The 17,224-nt window shown below is 69.2% G+C and carries 17 protein-coding genes; 8 read left to right on the top strand and 9 right to left on the bottom strand.

Annotated features, from left to right (window positions below):
* Positions 1 to 5 precede the first annotated feature (5 nt).
* The 3 genes from AC07RM_RS30995 to AC07RM_RS31005 all read right to left on the bottom strand — a co-directional run bounded on the left by AC07RM_RS30995 (position 6) and on the right by AC07RM_RS31005 (position 3,822).
* Positions 6 to 1,955: a TRAP transporter large permease gene (locus AC07RM_RS30995; RefSeq protein WP_495336947.1), complete on the bottom strand. Its 1,950-nt coding sequence runs from the start codon at positions 1,953 to 1,955 to the stop codon at positions 6 to 8.
* Positions 1,952 to 2,581, bottom strand: a complete 630-nt coding sequence (locus AC07RM_RS31000; RefSeq protein ID WP_495336948.1) for a TRAP transporter small permease subunit — start codon at positions 2,579 to 2,581, stop codon at positions 1,952 to 1,954. The genes AC07RM_RS30995 and AC07RM_RS31000 overlap by 4 nt, the downstream gene beginning before the upstream one ends.
* A gap of 125 nt (positions 2,582 to 2,706) precedes the next feature.
* Entirely contained in the window at positions 2,707 to 3,822 is a 1,116-nt protein-coding gene (locus AC07RM_RS31005; protein WP_208514018.1) for a TRAP transporter substrate-binding protein, read from the bottom strand.
* A gap of 227 nt (positions 3,823 to 4,049) precedes the next feature.
* Between AC07RM_RS31005 and AC07RM_RS31010 the strand changes: the two genes are divergently transcribed.
* A complete protein-coding gene (locus AC07RM_RS31010; RefSeq protein WP_203203189.1) occupies positions 4,050 to 4,460 on the top strand; it encodes a rhodanese-like domain-containing protein in 411 nt (136 codons plus the stop codon).
* A gap of 4 nt (positions 4,461 to 4,464) precedes the next feature.
* Here AC07RM_RS31010 and AC07RM_RS31015 read toward each other — a convergent pair whose 3' ends face one another.
* From AC07RM_RS31015 to lysM, 3 genes are all read right to left on the bottom strand, one after another.
* On the bottom strand, positions 4,465 to 4,911 hold the full coding sequence (locus AC07RM_RS31015) for a DNA-binding protein (protein ID WP_093354190.1): 447 nt from the start codon (positions 4,909 to 4,911) through the stop codon (positions 4,465 to 4,467).
* On the bottom strand, positions 4,859 to 5,488 hold the full coding sequence (locus AC07RM_RS31020) for a nucleotidyltransferase domain-containing protein (RefSeq protein WP_093354193.1): 630 nt from the start codon (positions 5,486 to 5,488) through the stop codon (positions 4,859 to 4,861). Before AC07RM_RS31020 ends, AC07RM_RS31015 begins: the two co-directional genes overlap by 53 nt.
* A 106-nt stretch (positions 5,489 to 5,594) precedes the next feature.
* A complete protein-coding gene (gene lysM, locus AC07RM_RS31025) occupies positions 5,595 to 6,059 on the bottom strand; it encodes a peptidoglycan-binding protein LysM (protein WP_093354195.1) in 465 nt (154 codons plus the stop codon).
* 134 nt (positions 6,060 to 6,193) lie between these two features.
* Between lysM and AC07RM_RS31030 the strand changes: the two genes are divergently transcribed.
* Complete coding sequence (locus tag AC07RM_RS31030) at positions 6,194 to 6,976, top strand: type III pantothenate kinase (protein ID WP_093354459.1); 783 nt, start codon at positions 6,194 to 6,196, stop codon at positions 6,974 to 6,976.
* Positions 6,977 to 6,986: 10 nt separating this feature from the next.
* On the opposite strand, the gene AC07RM_RS31035 is transcribed toward AC07RM_RS31030, so the two are convergent.
* Both AC07RM_RS31035 and argE read right to left on the bottom strand, forming a co-directional pair.
* On the bottom strand, positions 6,987 to 8,252 hold the full coding sequence (locus AC07RM_RS31035; RefSeq protein WP_495336949.1) for a DUF445 domain-containing protein: 1,266 nt from the start codon (positions 8,250 to 8,252) through the stop codon (positions 6,987 to 6,989).
* 10 nt (positions 8,253 to 8,262) lie between these two features.
* On the bottom strand, positions 8,263 to 9,429 hold the full coding sequence (gene argE, locus AC07RM_RS31040) for an acetylornithine deacetylase (protein ID WP_495336950.1): 1,167 nt from the start codon (positions 9,427 to 9,429) through the stop codon (positions 8,263 to 8,265).
* Between the two features lie 136 nt (positions 9,430 to 9,565).
* Between argE and AC07RM_RS31045 the strand changes: the two genes are divergently transcribed.
* The 3 genes from AC07RM_RS31045 (at position 9,566) to AC07RM_RS31055 (ending at position 12,467) form a co-directional block, all read left to right on the top strand.
* Positions 9,566 to 10,081 carry a nucleoside deaminase gene (locus AC07RM_RS31045; RefSeq protein WP_495336951.1) on the top strand — a complete coding sequence of 172 codons (516 nt, stop codon included), beginning with the start codon at positions 9,566 to 9,568 and terminating at the stop codon, positions 10,079 to 10,081.
* Between the two features lie 74 nt (positions 10,082 to 10,155).
* Positions 10,156 to 11,358 (top strand): M20 aminoacylase family protein, encoded by a 1,203-nt coding sequence (locus AC07RM_RS31050; protein WP_495336952.1) that lies wholly within the window; start codon positions 10,156 to 10,158, stop codon positions 11,356 to 11,358.
* The gene (locus AC07RM_RS31055) at positions 11,355 to 12,467 is read left to right on the top strand and encodes a M14 family metallopeptidase (protein ID WP_398499197.1); all 1,113 of its coding nucleotides are present in this window, start codon (positions 11,355 to 11,357) and stop codon (positions 12,465 to 12,467) included. Before AC07RM_RS31050 ends, AC07RM_RS31055 begins: the two co-directional genes overlap by 4 nt.
* A gap of 24 nt (positions 12,468 to 12,491) precedes the next feature.
* Here AC07RM_RS31055 and AC07RM_RS31060 read toward each other — a convergent pair whose 3' ends face one another.
* On the bottom strand, positions 12,492 to 13,619 hold the full coding sequence (locus AC07RM_RS31060; protein WP_208514010.1) for an ABC transporter substrate-binding protein: 1,128 nt from the start codon (positions 13,617 to 13,619) through the stop codon (positions 12,492 to 12,494).
* Between the two features lie 81 nt (positions 13,620 to 13,700).
* Here AC07RM_RS31060 and AC07RM_RS31065 point away from each other — a divergent pair, with 81 nt between their 5' ends.
* From AC07RM_RS31065 to AC07RM_RS31075, 3 genes are read left to right on the top strand one after another with little or no spacing between them, the layout of a single operon-like run.
* The gene (locus AC07RM_RS31065) at positions 13,701 to 15,785 is read left to right on the top strand and encodes a molybdopterin-containing oxidoreductase family protein (protein ID WP_495336953.1); all 2,085 of its coding nucleotides are present in this window, start codon (positions 13,701 to 13,703) and stop codon (positions 15,783 to 15,785) included.
* On the top strand, positions 15,782 to 16,912 hold the full coding sequence (locus AC07RM_RS31070; RefSeq protein WP_261212319.1) for an aminopeptidase: 1,131 nt from the start codon (positions 15,782 to 15,784) through the stop codon (positions 16,910 to 16,912). Before AC07RM_RS31065 ends, AC07RM_RS31070 begins: the two co-directional genes overlap by 4 nt.
* A complete protein-coding gene (locus AC07RM_RS31075) occupies positions 16,905 to 17,219 on the top strand; it encodes a polyhydroxyalkanoic acid system family protein (RefSeq protein ID WP_057592553.1) in 315 nt (104 codons plus the stop codon). Before AC07RM_RS31070 ends, AC07RM_RS31075 begins: the two co-directional genes overlap by 8 nt.
* Positions 17,220 to 17,224: the final 5 nt, after the last annotated feature.

A 17,224-nucleotide genomic window follows, 5' to 3' on the forward strand; every position in this document is an offset into this window, starting at 1 on the left:
TCTTACTACTTGTAGAGCAGCTGCGGCAGCCACAGGCCGATCTGCGGCCACATGTAGAGCAGGAAGATCGCGAGGACCTGGATGCCCATGAAGGGCAGCATGCCGAGGAAGATCTGGTTCAGCGTGACATGCGGCGGGCTCACGCCCTTGAGGTAGAAGGCCGCCATCGCCACCGGCGGCGACAGGAAGGCGGTCTGCAGGTTCAGCGCCACCAGCAGGCCGAAGAACAGCGGATCGACGCCGAAGTTGTCGAGCAGCGGGATGAAGATCGGCATGAAGATCACGATGATCTCGGTCCACTCGAGCGGCCAGCCGAGCAGGAAGATGATCACCTGGCTCAGCAGCAGGAACTGCACCTTGGTGAGGTTCATGCTCAGCACCCATTCCTCGACCAGCGCCTGGCCGCCGAGCAGCGCGAAGGCGGCCGAGAAGATGGCCGAGCCCACGAACAGCCAGCACACCATCGCCGAGGTCTTGGCGGTGAGGAACACCGACTCCTTGAGCACCGTGAAGTTGAGCCGCCGGTAGGCCGCCGCCAGCAGCATGCCGCCGAGCGCGCCCATGGCCGCGGCCTCGGTGGGCGTGGCCAGGCCCAGCACGATCGAGCCCAGCACCGAGAGGATCAACAGCAGCAGCGGGAAGAAGGAGGCCAGCAGCATCTTGAAGATCTCGAGCCGCGCGAAGCTCAGGAACAGGTAGAACAGCGCCGTGAGCGCGCCCAGCACCGAGAAGGTCGCGACCCACCAGGTGGGCGGCGGCCTGGTGCTGGCACCGGCCGGCGTGGTCTGCGCGGTCTCCGTGGTGGCGGGCGCGGGCGCCGCCGGCGGTGCTTCGGCACCCGGCGGTTCGGCGACGGCGCCGGCCGCGGGCTCCTCGCTCGGCGGTTCCTGCAGCCCGCCCTCGCTCGGCGGCTCCTGCAGGCCACCCTCGGCCGGCGGTTCCTGCAAGCCGCCCGAACTGCTGCCGCTGCTGCTGCCGCGCGAGGCACCGATCTCCTCGATGTCGTAGCGTGCCTCGGCCTCGACCGTGGTCACGGCCTTGTAGCTCGACAGCGCCAGCAGCGCGTAGATGACGGCGGGCAGCGCCACGATGCCGAGCTGCTTGAGCACGTGCGAGAACGGCACGTCGCCGTTGCGCTTGCCCTTGAGCAGGCCGACCAGCGCATGCGCGGTCGGGCTGCTCGCGAGCCGCTGCGTCAGCGGCGGCAGCGGCACCACGCGCTCGGCGGCCGACAGCGGCGGAGCCCACTGCGGCTTGAGCTTCGCGATCAGGATCACGTAGAGCACGTAGAGGCCCGACAGCATCAGGCCCGGGAAGAAGGCGCCCGCATAGAGCTGCACCACCGACACGCCGGCCGTCGCGCCGTAGACGATCAGCAGCACCGAAGGCGGCAGCAGGATGCCCAGGCAGCCGCCCGCGGTGATCGCGCCCGCGGCCAGCGGCACGCTGTAGCCGCCGCGCAGCATCGCGGGCAGCGCCAAGAGGCCCATCAGCGTGACCACCGCGCCGACGATGCCGGTGGCGGTCGCGAAGATGGTGCAGGTCACGAGCGTGGCGACCGCGAGCGCGCCCGGCAGCCGCGCGAGCGCGAGGTGCAGGCTCTTGAACAGCGACTCGATGAGGTTGGCGCGCTCGACCAGGTAGCCCATGAAGACGAACAGCGGCACGGCGATCAGCACGTCGTTGGCCATGGTCTTGTAGGCCGACTGCACCATCAGGTCGAGCGTGCGGTGCCAGTCGCGGTCGTAGGCCAGGAAGGTGAAGAGCATGCCCATGCCCATCAGCGTGAAGGCGGTGGGAAAGCCCAGCATGATCGCCACCACCACGAGCGACAGCATCAAGAGGCCCAGGTGGCCGTTGGTGATGGTCTCGGCGCGCAGCAGCACGGTGGCGCCGCCGATCACGATCAGGGCCATGAAGGTGAGGCCGAACCAGAGTTCGCGGCGGATCTTCATCGCGCGCCCTCCCGTGCCTCGTTGGCGACCACCACGCGGTCGAGCGCGGCGATGTCGGCGTCCTTCACGTGCACCATCTCCTTGAGCTTCTCGACGTCGACCTCCTCGACGTCCTCCTCGCGCGAGGGCCAGGCGCCGTCGCGGATGCACTGCACGCAGCGGATGATCTCGACGATGCCCTGCAACAGCAGCGTGAAGCCCGCGAGCGGGATGACGAACTTGAACGGGTACAGCGGCAGCGGCTCGGCCGAGAAGGTCTGCTCGCGGATTGCGAGCGCCTCGCTCGCGTAGATCCAGCCGGCCCAGGTCAGCGCGATGATGCCGGGCAGGAAGAAGACGATGTAGAGCACCAGGTCGACCAGCGCCTGCGTGCGCGGCATGAAGAAGCCGTAGAGCACGTCGCCGCGCACGTGGCCGTTCTTCGAGAGCGTGTAGGCCCCGGCGGTCATGAACATGGCGCCGTAGAGCATGATCTGCGCGTCGAGCACCCAGGCATGCGGCCGGTTGAGCACGTAGCGCGAGAACACCTCCCAGCTGATCAGCAGCGTGAGCAGCAGGGCACACCAGGCGAAAGTCTTGCCGATCCACGTCGAGAACCGGTCGACCGCCAACAGGAAGGATTGCATCGGGACGAACTCCTCGCCGGGCGCTGCGCGTGTCGTGCGCGGCCCGCGCCTGGCGAAATCGGGAATGAGAAGAGGGCACCCGCCTCGGGGTGCCCTCGCGTTCTTTCTCTGGCCGGAAGACCCGTTCAGGTCTTCTTGGCCTGCCGTCCGAAGTAGTGGTTGTAGGCCATCTTGAAATCGACCGAGTAGTCGTTCTGCCACTGGCCCGCGCGCTCGGCGAAGGCGCGCTGCGAATCGAGCACCTTCTTGAACAGCGGGTTCTCGGCCGACTTCTTCGCGATGGTCTTGTCCCACGAGGCGAGCTGCGCGCGCAGCACCGAGTCGGGCGTCTTGTAGAACTTGATGCCGCTCTTCTTGAGCTCCTCGTAGTCCTTGGAGTTGCGGTCGATCGCCTTCCAGCTCATGTCGGCGCTCGCGGCCTGGGTCGCGTACTCGATCACGGCCTTGAGCTCGGGCGGCAGCGCGCGCAGCTTGGCGCCGTTCCACAGCACCTCGAACTGCTCGCCGCACTGGTGGAAGCTCTGCAGCATGCAGTTCTTCGCCACGTCGGGGAAGCCCAGCACGCGGTCGCTCGAGGCGTTGTTGAACTCGGCCGCGTCGATCAGGCCGCGGTCGAGCGCGGGCACGATCTCGCCGCCGGGCAGCGGGTTCACGGCCGCGCCCATGTCGGTGAACACGTCGACCGCGAGGCCCACGGTGCGGAACTTCAGGCCCTTCATGTCCTCGGCCTTGGACACCGGCTTCTTGAACCAGCCCAGCGGCTGCGTGGGCATCGGGCCGTAGAGGTACGAGGCGACGTCGAGGTTGAGGCTCTTGTAGATCTCGTCCATCAGCGCTTTGCCGCCGCCGTAGGTGTGCCAGGCCAGGATCATGTTGGCGTCCATGCCGTAGCCCGGGCCCGAGCCCCAGAGCGCGAGCGCGGAGTTCTTGCCGTACCAGTAGGCGACCACGCCGTGGCCGCCGTCGAGCGTGCCCTTGGCGACGGCATCGAGCAGCTGGAAGGCCGGCACCACCGAGCCCGCGGGCAGCACCTCGATCTTGAGGCGGCTGCCGGCCATGTCGTTGACCTTCTTGGCGTAGTCCTGCGCGTACTCGTGGAAGATGTCCTTGGCCGGCCAGGTGCTCTGGAAGCGCAGGGTGGTGGTCTGGGCCATGGCGACCATCGGCGCCGACATGGCGCCTGCGGCCACCGCGGCGCCCTTGAGCAGGCTGCGACGGCGGGTCGATTTGCTGTCTGTCATGTTGTCTCTCTCCATAGGTCTGACTGGGGAAATCCCAGGCCGCCGTCTTGGAGTTATGGTTGACAGGCCCAAGCCGCCATCTTTGGCGCGCAGCAAAACACGACAAACAGGGTTTTCACGAACCGGTGAAAAATTTCACCATCCGACGGCCACCGGGAACCGGTAAAGATGGCCGCCGCTTCGTGGGAACCCTCTTGCCATCGATCGAATTGGAAGGAATGCAAAAGATGACCGAACCCGTGGGTGAAAAAGGCTATGCCGGCGACGTGACGCCCGAGCAGGCGGCGCAATGGATGGCCAGCGGCGAGGCCGTGCTGGTCGACGTGCGCACCGATGCCGAGCGCGAGTGGGTCGGCTTCGTGCCAGGCGCGGTGCCGCTGGCGTGGAAGCAATGGCCGGGGATGGCGTTGAACCCGGGCTTCGACGAGGGCGTGCGCGCGGCTGGCGAAGGTGGGAAGAAGGTGGTGCTGTTGTGCCGCAGCGGTGTGCGTTCGATCGCGGCGGCGAAGCGGGCGACGGAGCTGGGGGTGGAGGCTTACAACATCCTCGAGGGGTTCGAGGGGAATCCGGACGAGAACGGCCACCGGGGGTTTGTTGGGGGGTGGCGCAAGCGTGGGCTGCCCTGGAAGCAGAACTGAGCCGCTAAGGGGACAGCAGATCGGGCCGATGGGCGCGCAGCCAACCCTCGGCACCAGCCAGCAATTGCGCGGCTTGGTCGATGCAGGCCTGGAGCGCGGCATTGGAGATCGGGTCGCCCTCGTAGTCGCTCACGTTGCGTTGCCGGCGCAGCGCATCGAGCACGATGATGTCCGGTTGCGCCACGCCGATCGTCAGCCCCAGGCTCTGGATGGCCGTCTGGTGGTGGCCCGGTTGGCTGGTGGCCGTGCGGTAGCCGTTGGCCCACAGGCCCAGCATCGCGCATTGCATGATGCACTTGTAGGCCGCATCGAAGCGGTTGTCGGTGCTGACCTGTGCGACATGCGCGTCGGCCAGGTTGCGACGCGCCGCCTGAAGCAGCTTGGCGATGCCCGCGGCATCAGGCTGGTGGACCTGCAGCCGCCCGATCGCCTGCAAGTTCTGCAAGCTCATCCGCTCCTCCCTTCACGAGCAGTTTGGGTTTGGCGAGTATGTCGCGTGCGAAGGCATCGCCGGCGCGTGCGCGCCGTGCAAATTCCTCGGTTGTGTAGAGCACCGTGTTCACTTCGCGGCCCAGCGTCGCGTGCAGGGGAAACACCGCCTGCGCGAGCGTCATGAAGTCGACGCTGCCCAGCACGAGAAGATCCACGTCGCTGCCCGGAGACGGCGTGCCGCGCGCGATCGAGCCGAACACCAGCGCGAACCGGATCTGCGCATCCAGCGGTGCCAGTGCTTCGCGCACGGCGGGCACCACGCCATGTGTCTTGCGAAACATCGCCGCGAGGTCCTCGAACAGAGGATGGCGGGTGTCAGCGTTGTAGCGCACCTGGTTGCCTTGTTCGCTGCGCTTGAGCAGGCCGGTGCGCGCCAGCTTGTCCACCTCGCGCGCGAGCGTGCCCGCATGGCTGTCGGTCAGGCGCGCCAGCTCGCGCAGATGGAATGCGGACTGCGGCTGCAGCAGCAGCACCGCCAGCACGCGCTGCCGCGCGGCGGGGAACAGCAGGTCCATCAAGGAAGAATCGTTGCTCATTGGGCGACGATTGTTGCTATTGAGGCGACATTCGGCAAGTCGCCGAGTTCAAAGAAAAAGGCCCGCGGGCAAGCCGCGGGCCTTTTCCTGTACGAGTCGCGAAAGATCAGTTCAAAGGCGGAATCCGCAGCTTCTGCCCCGGATAGATCTTGTCCGGATGCGAAAGCATCGGCTTGTTGGCCTCGAAGATCGCGTTGTACTTGTTGGCGTCGCCGTAGTACTTCTTGGAGATGGCCGACAGCGTGTCGCCCTTGACCACGTCGTGGTACTGCGCGGGCGGTGCCGCGGGCGCGACCAGGTTGTTCTCCACGCTCGTCACGTTGGCCACGTTGCCGGCCGCGAGCGAGGCTTTCTCGCTGGCTTCCTGCGAGGGCGCGTTGCCCGCCAGCGTCACGATGCCGGTGCTCGCGACATAGGTCACGGCGAGGTTCGTGAGGCCGAGGTTCTGCGTCTCGATGTAGGTCTTGATGGCGGCCGCGGCCTTGTCGTTGGCATCGGGTTCGGCCGCCTGGGCCGACGAGCCGCCGAACAGCTTCTCGCCCGCTTCCTTGATGAAACTCAACAATCCCATGGTTCTCTCCTTGGTCGGTGGTCGATGGAATTCGCGAATGTAGCGGCGCGCCGGGGTGCCCCCGCGTAGTCCCCGACCGCGACCGACAACACCGCGACAGCAGGAATAGTCACAAAGTCGCAATAATGCCGCGCATGTCCGCAGCCACCGCTCCCTTTCTCGCGATCGACATCGGCAACACGCGCCTCAAGTGGGCGCTCTACGATGCGGCTCGCCCCGGCGCCGCCCTGCTGGCGCAGGGTGCAGAGTTCCTCGATCACATCGAGCGGCTCGCCGACGGCCCCTGGGCCGATCTTCCATCGCCTTCCAGCATGCTCGGCTGCGTCGTCGCCGGCGATGCGCTGCGCCGCCGCGCCGAGGAGCAGGTGGTCGAGCGCTTCGACTGTCCGCCGCGCTGGGTCATGCCCAGCCTCGCCGAGGCCGGCATCGTCAACGGCTACGACCATCCCACGCGCCTCGGTGCCGACCGCTGGGTCGCGATGATCGGTGCGCGCCACCGCATGCTGCGCGAAGGCGCGCCGCGACCCATGGTGGTGGTGCTGATCGGCACCGCGGTCACGGTCGAGGCCGTCGATGCCGACGGCAAGTTCCTCGGCGGCCTGATCCTGCCGGGCCACGGCATCATGCTGCGCGCGCTCGAGTCGGGCACCGCGGGCCTGCACGTGCCCACCGGCGAGGTGCGCGAATTCCCCACCAACACCAGCGATGCGCTGACCAGCGGCGGCACCTACGCCATCGCCGGCGCGGTCGAGCGCATGGTGCAGCACGTGCGCTCGCACTGCGGCGCCGAGCCGGCCTGCTACATGACCGGCGGCGCGGGCTGGAAGATGGCGCCCGTGATGAACGGCCACTTCGAGCTGGTCGAGAGCCTGATCATGGACGGGCTGCTGGTGATCGCGCAGCAGCGCGCCGGCTGAAGCTCGCCGCTCAGGCGCGCAGCAGCTGCGTCGCCGCGTGGATGAGCAGCCCCACGAGCCCGCCCACCAGCGTGCCGTTGACGCGGATGAACTGCAGGTCGCGCCCGATGTTGCGCTCGAGCTCGGCCGTCATCTCCTCGGTGTTCCACTGCGCCACGCGCTCCACGATGTAGCGCCGGATGTCCTCGCGGTAGCGCTCGATCGCGAGCGGCGCCGCGGCCTCGATCTGCTCGTTGATCCAGCGCCGGATCGCCTCGTCGCCCTGCAACCGCTGGCCGAGCGCGGCCGCCATCGTGGCGATGCGCCGGCGGATCGTCGAGTCGCCGCGGCCGAGGTCCTCGTGCAGCCACGCCAGCAGCTCGCCCCACAGCCCGTGCAGGTAGTCGCCCAGCGCCGGATGCGCGATCAGCTCGGCGCGGATGCGCTCGCCGCGCGCATGGAACTCGGGGTCGTGCCGCAGCCGCACGATGAAGTCGTCGACGAAATGGTCGAAGCGCCGCCGCATGGGGTGTTCAGGCTCGGCCGCGAGCTCGGCGATGGTGTGGGCCACGGCCGCCACGATCTTGCGCGTGGCCAGGCGCGCCGCCACCTGGTCGAGGCCGACGAAGCGCAGCGTCTTGATCTCGCGCGCGATCGCCTCCGTGATGTGCGCCTGCACCTCCTCGCCGTCGAGCACGCCCGCGATCTGTTCGAGCACCCCGTCGAGCAGCGCCTGGTGGCGCCCGCCCGCGGTCAGCGCGCCCAGCGTCTGGCCCATGAGCTGCGACAGGTCGATCTTCTCGAGCCCGGCCGCCGCGGCCTTGCCGATGAAGTCGCGCACGCGCGCGTCGTCGAAGGCCGAGAGCCCGTAGCGCGTCGCGGCCACGCCCCATTCGCCGAGCCGCTCGCCGCTGGCCGGCCGCGCGAGCCACTCGGCCATGCGGCCGGCCGGATCGAACTCGCGCAGCTTCGCGAGTACCTGCGCGGTGCTCAGGAAGTTGTTGCAGATGAAGCCCGCGAGCTTGGCGCCGATGCGGTCCTTGTTGCTCGGGATGATCGCGGTGTGCGGGATCGGCAGCCCCAGCGGATGGCGGAACAGCGCCACCACCGCGAACCAGTCGGCGATGGCGCCGACCATCGCGGCCTCGGCGAAGGCCGCGAGGTAGCCGAACACCGGGTGCCGGTCGTGCAGCACCGTGGCGACCGCATAGAGCGCCGCGGCGGCGCACAGCAGGCCCAGCGCCACGCGCTTCATGCGCCGCAGCGCGTCGTCGCCCTCGGCGGCCGGGGTCGTCAACGCAGCCTGTTCAGCCGATGGCCGGCGAGGACGCCAGGCGGTGCATGAACAGCTCGCAGCGCGCGAGCTGGTCGAGGCTCACGTACTCGTCGGGCTGGTGCGCCTGCTCGATGCTGCCGGGGCCGCACACCACGGTGGGGATGCCCGCGTTCTTGAACAGGCCCGCCTCGGTGCCGAAGGCCACCAGCGTGGTGCGCTCCTCGCCCGCCAGGCGCTGCGCGAGCTTGGTGATGGCGTCGTTGGCGCTGCCGAGGAAGCTCGGGATCTCGCAGATGGTGTCGAAGCTGAAGCCGGCGTCGGGCGCGACCTTCTTCATCGCCGGCTCGAGCGAGCCCGCATAGGCCAGCACCTCCTGCTGCATGCGCTTCGCGTCGGCCGTCGGCAGGTCGCGGAACTCGTAGCGGAACTCGGCGTCGCGCGGCACCACGTTGTCGGCGATGCCGCCGTGGAACTGGCCCACGCTGGCGGTGCTGAAGGGCACGTCGAAGCCCTCGTAGCGCGGCTCGTCGCGCTCGAAGCCCTCGGCCATGTCGCGCACCTTGCCGATCACGCGCGCGGCCATCTCGATGGCGTTGACCGACTTCGGCGTGAGCGAGGAGTGCGCCTCCTTGCCACGCACGCAGCACTTGTAGCGGTACACGCCCTTGTGCGCGATGGCCGGCACCATGCTCGTGGGTTCGCCCACGATGCAGGCCAGCGGCTTGATGCCCGCGTCGCGCATGTCGGCGATCAGCTCCTTCACGCCGAAGCAGCCGATCTCCTCCTCGTAGCTGAAGGCGAAGTGCACCGCGAAGGGGGCCTCGCTCTCGAGGAAGCGGTGCGCATTGGCCAGCGCCACCGCGATGAAGCTCTTCATGTCGGCCGAGCCGCGGCCGTACAGGCGCCCGTCGCGCACCGTGGCCGAGAGCGGGTCGACGCTCCAGTCCTGGCCGTCCCAGGGCACCGTGTCGGTGTGGCCCGAGACGATCACGCCGGCCGGCTTGCCCTCGCCCAGCGTGGCGAACAGGTTGGCCTTGGTGCGTTCGGCGTTGTAGGTGATGCGGCTCTTCACGCCGAGGGCGGCGAGATGGGCCTGCGCGAAGTCGATCAGTTGGAGGTTGCTGTTGGCGCTGATGGTGTTCATGCGCACCAGGGCCTGGGCCAGTTCCAGGCTGCGGGGGGAAAGCGTGAGGGACATGCGGCGCATTGTCCCGGAACTCGGCGCGGCGCGCGCGGATGGCCGCGGCCGCCGGTTTCCGGTATCTTGGGGCGAGCCGGGCACGGCGATTGCTGAGATCGTCGGTCCGCTGCGACTTGCAACGGATTCCATCGACATGAACACACCCGCCTCCCCATCCGCCGACCTGTCCCCCCGCGACCTCGAGCTGCTGCGCATGACGATCGCGCTGTCCGAGGAATCGAAGGCCCGCGGCCGCCACCCGTTCGCGGCGCTGGTGGCCAACGAGCACGGCGAGGTCGTCGTCAGCGCCGGCAACAACTCGATGCCGCCCGAGGGCGATCCCACGCAGCATGCCGAGCTGGTCGCGGCCGCGCAGGCGGCGCGGCTGCTCACGCCCGAGCAACTCGCGCGCTGCACGCTCTACACCAGCGCCGAGCCCTGCTGCATGTGCGCCGGCGCGATCTACTGGACGAACATCGGCCGCGTGGTCTATGCGCTGTCGGAGCACGCACTGCTCGGCCTCACGGGCGACCATCCGGAAAACCCGACCTTTTCGCTGCCCTGCCGCGAAGTCTTCGTGCGCGGCCAGCGGCAGGTGGAGGTCGTCGGACCGGTGCTCGAGGACGAGGCGGCCGCGCCGCACCGCGGCTTCTGGACCCACACCCCATGAAGCCCTTGGGTCGGGTGTTTTCCGGTGTGCTCGGAAATGCCTTAGTGGATAGACTGGCGTTTTGAGAGCAAGCCATGAAACTCATCGATTCGCTCGTCACGCAGGCGGCCGGCATCGCCGCCGTCCGACGTGACCTCCACGCCCACCCCGAACTCTGCTTCGAAGAAGTCCGCACCGCCGACGTGGTCGCGGGCAAGCTCACCGAATGGGGCATCCCGATCCACCGCGGCCTCGGCACGACCGGCGTGGTGGGCATCGTCAAGAACGGCACCAGCAACCGAGCGGTCGGTCTGCGTGCCGACATGGATGCGCTGCCGGTCACCGAGCTCAACACCTTCGCGCATGCGAGCAAGCACCACGGCAAGATGCACGCCTGCGGCCACGACGGCCACACGGCGATGCTGCTTGCCGCGGCGCAGCATCTGGCCAAGAACCGCAACTTCGACGGCACCGTCTACCTGATCTTCCAGCCGGCCGAGGAGGGCGGCGGCGGCGCGCGCGAGATGATCAAGGAGGGGCTGTTCGAACAGTTCCCGATGGACGCCGTGTTCGGCATGCACAACTGGCCGGGCATGAAGGCCGGCCAGTTCGCGGTGAGCCCGGGCCCGGTGATGGCCTCGGGCAACAAGTTCTACGTCAACGTGGTGGGCAAGGGCGGCCATGCGGCGCTGCCGCAGACCGGCATCGACCCGGTGCCGATCGCCTGCGAGATCGTGCAGGCCTTCCAGACCATCCTCACGCGCAAGATGAAGCCGACCGACTCGGCCGTGATCTCGGTCACCACCATCCATGCCGGCGAAACCAACAACGTGATCCCCGACAACTGCGAGCTGTCGGGCACGGTGCGCACCTTCTCGCTCGAGGTGCTCGACATGATCGAGGCACGCATGAAGCAGATCTGCGACCACATCTGCGCGGCGCACGACGCGACCTGCGAGTTCCGCTTCGAGCGCTACTACCCGCCCACCATCAACACCGAGGCCGAGGCCGACTTCGCGCGCCGCGTGATGGGCGGCATCGTCGGCCCCGAGAACGTGCTCAAGCAGGAAGCCGCCATGACCTCGGAAGACTTCGCCTTCATGCTGCAGGCCAAGCCCGGCGCCTATGCCTTCATCGGCAACGGCGACGGCGCGCACCGCGACGTGCACCACGGCGAGGGCCCGTGCACGCTGCACAACGCCAGCTACGACTTCAACGACGACCTGATCCCGCTGGGCGCCACCTGCTGGGTGCAGATCGCCGAGCAGTACCTCGCCACCGGCGCCGCGAAGAAATGATCGGCATCGGCGAGGCTTTCGCGCCGCGCTATGCGCAGGCGCGCCAGAAATTCCTGCAGGCCTGCCTGAGCGCGGGCCTGACCGTGGAACCCCATCTGCTGCCGATGCGCGGGCGCGACGGCGAGGAACTCTCGTGCGACGTGGCCTTCGACGGCGCGCCTGACGCCGACCGGCTGCTGATCCTCAGCAGCGGCTGCCACGGCGTGGAAGGCCACTGCGGCAGCGGCGTGCAGGTGTTCGCGCTGCACGACGCCGAGTGGCGCGAGAAGGCGCGCTCGGCCGGCGTGGCGGTGCTCTACGTGCATGCGCTCAATCCGCACGGCTTCTCGTTCGGCCGCCGCGTGACGCAGGAGAACGTCGACCTGAACCGCAACTTCGTCGACTTCACGCAGCCGCTGCCGGTCAATGCCGCCTATGCCGAGCTGCATGCGCTGCTGGTGCCCGACACCTGGCCGCCCACGGCCGAGAACCAGGCCGCGGTCAATGCCTGGATCGAGAAGAACGGCATCGGCGCCTACCAGACCGCGGTGAGCGGCGGCCAGTACCAGTTCGAGGACGGCCTGTTCTTCGGCGGCAAGGCGCCGACCTGGAGCCACCGGATGATCCGCGCCGTGCTGCGCCGCCATACGCGGCGCACGCGCCGGCTGGCCTGGATCGACCTGCACACCGGCCTGGGCCCGAACGGCATCGGCGAGCGCATCTTCGCCTGCCGCGACGACAAGATCGCCTACGAGCGCGCCAACGCCTGGTGGGGCAACGGCGCCGGCCAGGCCGACGCGGCGCCGGTCACCTCGATCTACGACGGCTCCTCGACCTCGGCGCTGCTGCGCGGCCTGATGTGGGATGCCGTCTACGATGAATGCCCGCAGGCCGAGTACACGGGCATTGCGATGGAGTACGGCACCGTGCCGGTGCTCGACGTGCTGACCGCGCTGCGCGGCGACCACTGGCTGCACCGCCATCCCGAGGCACCGGCCGACCTGTCGGACGCGATCCGCCGGCGCACGCTCGAGGCCTTCTACACCGACACCGATGCCTGGCGCGGCCAGATCGTGAGCCAGGCGCGGCAGGCCATGTTCCAGGCCGCCGACGGGCTCAGCGGGCGCTGAGCCGCCCGAACCGGGCGGACCGCTTCAGGTCCGCACCTTGCCGTCGCCCGTGAGCATCGAGAGCTCGACGAACTTCGAGCCCACGTGGTTCTTCGCCGAGAACGAGACCTCGAAGCCGCCGAGTTGCAGCCGGTCGATGCTCTCGAGGCCGGTGATCAGCCCCTCGCGCGACAGCTTGCCGGGCGCCTTGCGCAGGCCCTCGACCAGCACCTTGGCCGCGAGGTAGCCCTCGAGGCTCGAGAAATTGGCGCTGGCGCCGTTGCCGGCCTTGCGCACCGCCTCGGTGAACTCGCGCGCGATCGCGTTGGCCTGGCTGTAGGGCGAGGGCACGACCTGGGTCACGAGCACGCCCGCGGCCTCCTTGCCGAGCTCGTCCGACAGCGCCTGGGTGCCGACGAACGAGAGGTTGAAGAAGGTGCCGCCGAAGCCGGCCTTGCGCGCCTCGCGGATGAAGGCTGCGCAGGCCTTGTAGGCGCCGACCTGGACCACCGCGTCGGGCCGCGCCGCCAGCAGCGTCTTCACGGCCGGCGCCACCTCGGCCGAGTTGCGCTCCACCGTGGCCTGCGCGATCGGCTTGAGCTGCTGCTCGGCCAGCGCCAGCGTCACGCCGTCGAGGCCGGCCTTGCCGTAGGCGTCGTTCTGGTGGAACACCGCGATCTTCTTCAGGCCCAGGTGGGTGAGCTGCCTGACCATCAGCGCGGTCTCGTCGTTGTACGAGGCGCGCAGGTGGAACACGTTCTTGTGGAAGGGCTCGCGCAGCGCCATCGCGCCGGTGAAGGGCGCCACGAACGGCACCTTGTCCTTCACCGCCAGCGGCAGCGCCGCCAGGCTGGTGGGCGTGCCGATGTAGCCGAACAGCGCGAACACGTCCTCGTCGATCAGCTTCTGCGTGTTGGCCGCGCAGCGATCGGGCTCGTAGCCGTCGTCGAGCGTCTTGATCTGCACCGCGCGGCGGCCCGATTGGGCGTTGTAGGCGTCGAGGAACACCTTGGCGCCCTGGTGGAACTGGATGCCCAGTTGCGCCGCCGGGCCGGTGAACGGCGCCGACTGGCCGAGCACGATCGGGCCGTCGCCCTGGGCCCGGGCGACGGCGGCGAAACCGCCGAGCGCGGCGGCACCGGCCGCCATCGAGAAATGCCTGCGATTCATCATTGCGAAAACCCCCTCCTGCCATACGTCATGCGCCGAACCCGCCGCATGCCCTGAAAACGCCAAAAACTTTAGACTCGCCCGATGGCCCACGCCTCGAACGACACCCCCCACGACTCCTCGCCTGCCGCTGCCGCCACGGTGCTCGGCGCCTGCCCCCACGACTGCCCGGACACCTGCGCGCTCGTCACCACCGTCAAGGACGGGGTGGCGGTCAAGCTGCAGGGAAATCCGGCCCATTCGCACACGGGCGGCGTGCTGTGCACCAAGGTGTCCCGCTACATCGAACGCAACGACCATGCCGAACGGCTGGTCCAGCCGCTCAAGCGCGTCGGCCCCAAGGGCAGCGGCCGCTTCGAGCCGGTGAGCTGGGAGGCCGCGCTCGACGGCATCGCCGCGCATCTTCGGTCATTGCGCGCCGATCCCGAGGCCATTCTCCCCTACAGCTATGCGGGAACCATGGGCCTGGTGCAGGGCGAATCGATGGACCGGCGCTTCTTCCACAAGCTCGGAGCCAGCCTGCTCGACCGCACCATCTGCTCGATGGCCGGCGGCGAGGCCATGGTCCACACGCTGGGCGGCAAGGTGGGCATGCGCATCGAGTTCTTCGCCGAGGCGAAGCTGATCCTGATCTGGGGCAGCAACTCGATCGCGAGCAACCTGCACTTCTGGCGCCATGCCCAGGCGGCCCGGCGCGCCGGCGCGCGGCTGGTGTGCATCGACCCGCGCCGCACCGAGACCGCCGACAAGTGCGACGAGCACATCGCGCTGCTGCCGGGCACCGATGCCGCGCTGGCATTGGCGCTGATGCACGAGCTGATCGTGCACGACTGGCTCGACCACGACTACATCGCGAACCACACGCTGGGCTGGGAGCAACTGCGCGAACGCGCGCTGCAATGGCCGCCCGCGCGCGCGGCACGCGTGTGCGGCGTGCCCGAGGAACAGATCGTGGCGCTGGCCCGGGCCTATGGCACCACGAAGCCGGCCGCGATCCGCCTGAACTACGGCATGCAGCGCGTGCGCGGCGGCGGCAACGCGGCGCGCGCGGTCGCCTGCCTGCCGGCGCTGGTGGGCGCCTGGCGCGACCGCGCGGGCGGGCTGCTGCTGAGCAGCTCGGGCCATTACCCGGTCGACCGCGCCGCGCTGCAGCGGCCCGACCTGCTGGCCGGCCGCCGGCCGCGCACCATCAACATGAGCACCATCGGCGACGCGCTGCTCGACACCGCGAAGCCGGTCCAGGCGATCGTGGTCTACAACAGCAACCCGGTGGCGGTGGCGCCCGAATCGGCCAAGGTGGCGGCGGGCTTCGCGCGCGAGGACCTGTTCACCGTGGTGCTCGAGCAGTTCCGCACCGACACCGCCGACTATGCCGACTACCTGTTGCCGGCCACCACGCAGCTCGAGCACTGGGACATCCACTGCAGCTACGGCCACACCGACGTGCTGCTGAACCGCCCGGCCGTGGCGCCGCGCGGCGAGGCGCGCAGCAATGCCTGGGTGTTCCGCGAGCTGGCGCGCCGCCTGGGCTTCGACGAGCCCTGCTTCGCCGAGAGCGACGAGTCGCTGTGCCGCACCGCCTTTGCCGAGGGGAGCATCGACTTCCCGCAGCTGCTGGCGCAGGGCTTCACCAGCGTGAAGCTGGCCGAGGCGCCGTTCGCCGAGGGCCGCTTCCCCACGCCCTCGGGCCGCTGCGAGTTCTTCAGCGCGCGCCTGGCGGCCATGGGCATGGACGGCCTGCCCGACCACGTGCCCAACTGGGAGCCGGCGGGCAGCTCCACCGAATTCCCGCTCGCGATGATCTCGCCGCCGGCGCGCAACTTCCTCAACTCCACCTTCGTCAACGTGACCAGCCTGCGCGCGATCGAGGTCGAGCCGCTGCTCGAGATCCACGCCGACGACGCGGCCGTGCGCGGCATCGAGGACGGCGCGCTGGTGCGCGTGTTCAACGGCCGCGGCGAGCACCGCTGCCGCGCCGAGGTCTCGCGCCGCGCGCGCCCCGGCGTGGTCAACGGCATGGGCATCTGGTGGCGCAAGCTCGGCATGGACGGCACCAACGTCAACCAGCTCACGAGCCAGCGCCTGACCGACATCGGCCGCGGCCCGACCTTCTACGACTGCCTGGTCGAGGTCGAGCGCGTGGCCGGCGCGCAGGCGGCGGCCGCGTGAAGGCCGCCTCCATCGTGGCGCTGGCCGGCGCGTTGCTGCTCGGCGGTTGCGCCGACCTGCGCTACTACTGGCAGTCGGCCAGCGGCCACATCGGCATCATGCGCGCCGCCAAGCCGGTGCCCGACTGGCTGGCCGATCCGGCGGTGCCCGCGGCGCTCAAGGCCAAGCTCGAGCTCACGCAGCGCATCCGCCGCTTCGCGAGCGACGAGCTGGGCCTGCCCGACAACCCTAGCTACACCGCCTACGCCGACCTGCACCGCGCGGCCGCGGTGTGGAACGTGGTGGCGGCGCCGCCGTATTCGCTCACGCTCAAGAGCTGGTGCTTCCCCGTGGCGGGCTGCGTGGGCTACCGCGGCTACTACAGCGAGGAGGCGGCCAAGGCCGAGGCCGAGGCGCAGAAGCGGCAGGACCTCGAGGTCTCGGTCTATCCCGTGCCCGCGTATTCCACGCTGGGCTGGATGAACTGGGCCGGCGGCGATCCGCTGCTGTCGACCTTCATCGGTTACCCCGAGGGCGAGCTCGCGCGGCTGGTGTTCCACGAGCTCGCGCACCAGGTGCTCTACGTGGCGGGCGACACGGTGTTCAACGAGTCCTATGCGACGGCGGTCGAGCGCATCGGCGGCGCGCTGTGGCTGCAGCGCGAGGCCGGCGAGCCGGCGCGCCGCGAGTACGCGCAGTTCGACGCCCAGCGCCAGCAGTTCCGCGCGCTCGCGCTCGACACCCGGCGCGCGCTCACGCGCGTCTACGAATCGCCCGAGGCCAAGGCCCAGGACTGGAAGGCCGTGGCCGCGATGAAGCAGGCCGCGATGGACGACTTCCGCGCCCGCTACGCGGCGCTGCGCGAGGGCTGGGCCGGCCCGCGCCAGCATGCCTACGACGGCTGGGTGGCGCGCGCCAACAACGCGGCCTTCGGCGCGCAGGGCGCCTACGACGACCTGGTGCCGAGTTTCGAGGCGCTGTTCGAACGCGAGGGCAGGAGCTGGCCGCGCTTTTACACTGAGGTCCGCCGCATCGGCCGGTTGCCGACCATGGAGGAGCGCCGCCAGGCGCTCGCCACGGCCAGCGGCATCCTGCAGACGCGGCGCGGCCGCGGCCACGACAACAACGGAGAACACGACGGTGCCTGACATCCATATCGAACGCCAACACACCCTGGGCATCGCCCGCGCACGCCAGGTGGCACGCAAGTGGGTGCGGCAGGCCGAGCAGGAGTTCGGGCTCGATTGCGTCTACACCGAGGGCGAGGAGCGCGACGTGGCGACCTTCACGCGCGCCGGCATCGACGGCACGGTCGAGGTGACGGCCCAGACGCTCACCTTCGATGCGACGCTGGGCTTCCTCTTCAGCAGCTTCAGCGAAATGATCGAGCAGAAGATCAGCCGCAACCTCGATGCGCTGCTGGGGCCGGCCGAGGGCGGCAACCGCTTCGCCTGAAGCGC

Source organism: Variovorax sp. GW821-FHT09B05, from assembly GCF_059418265.1.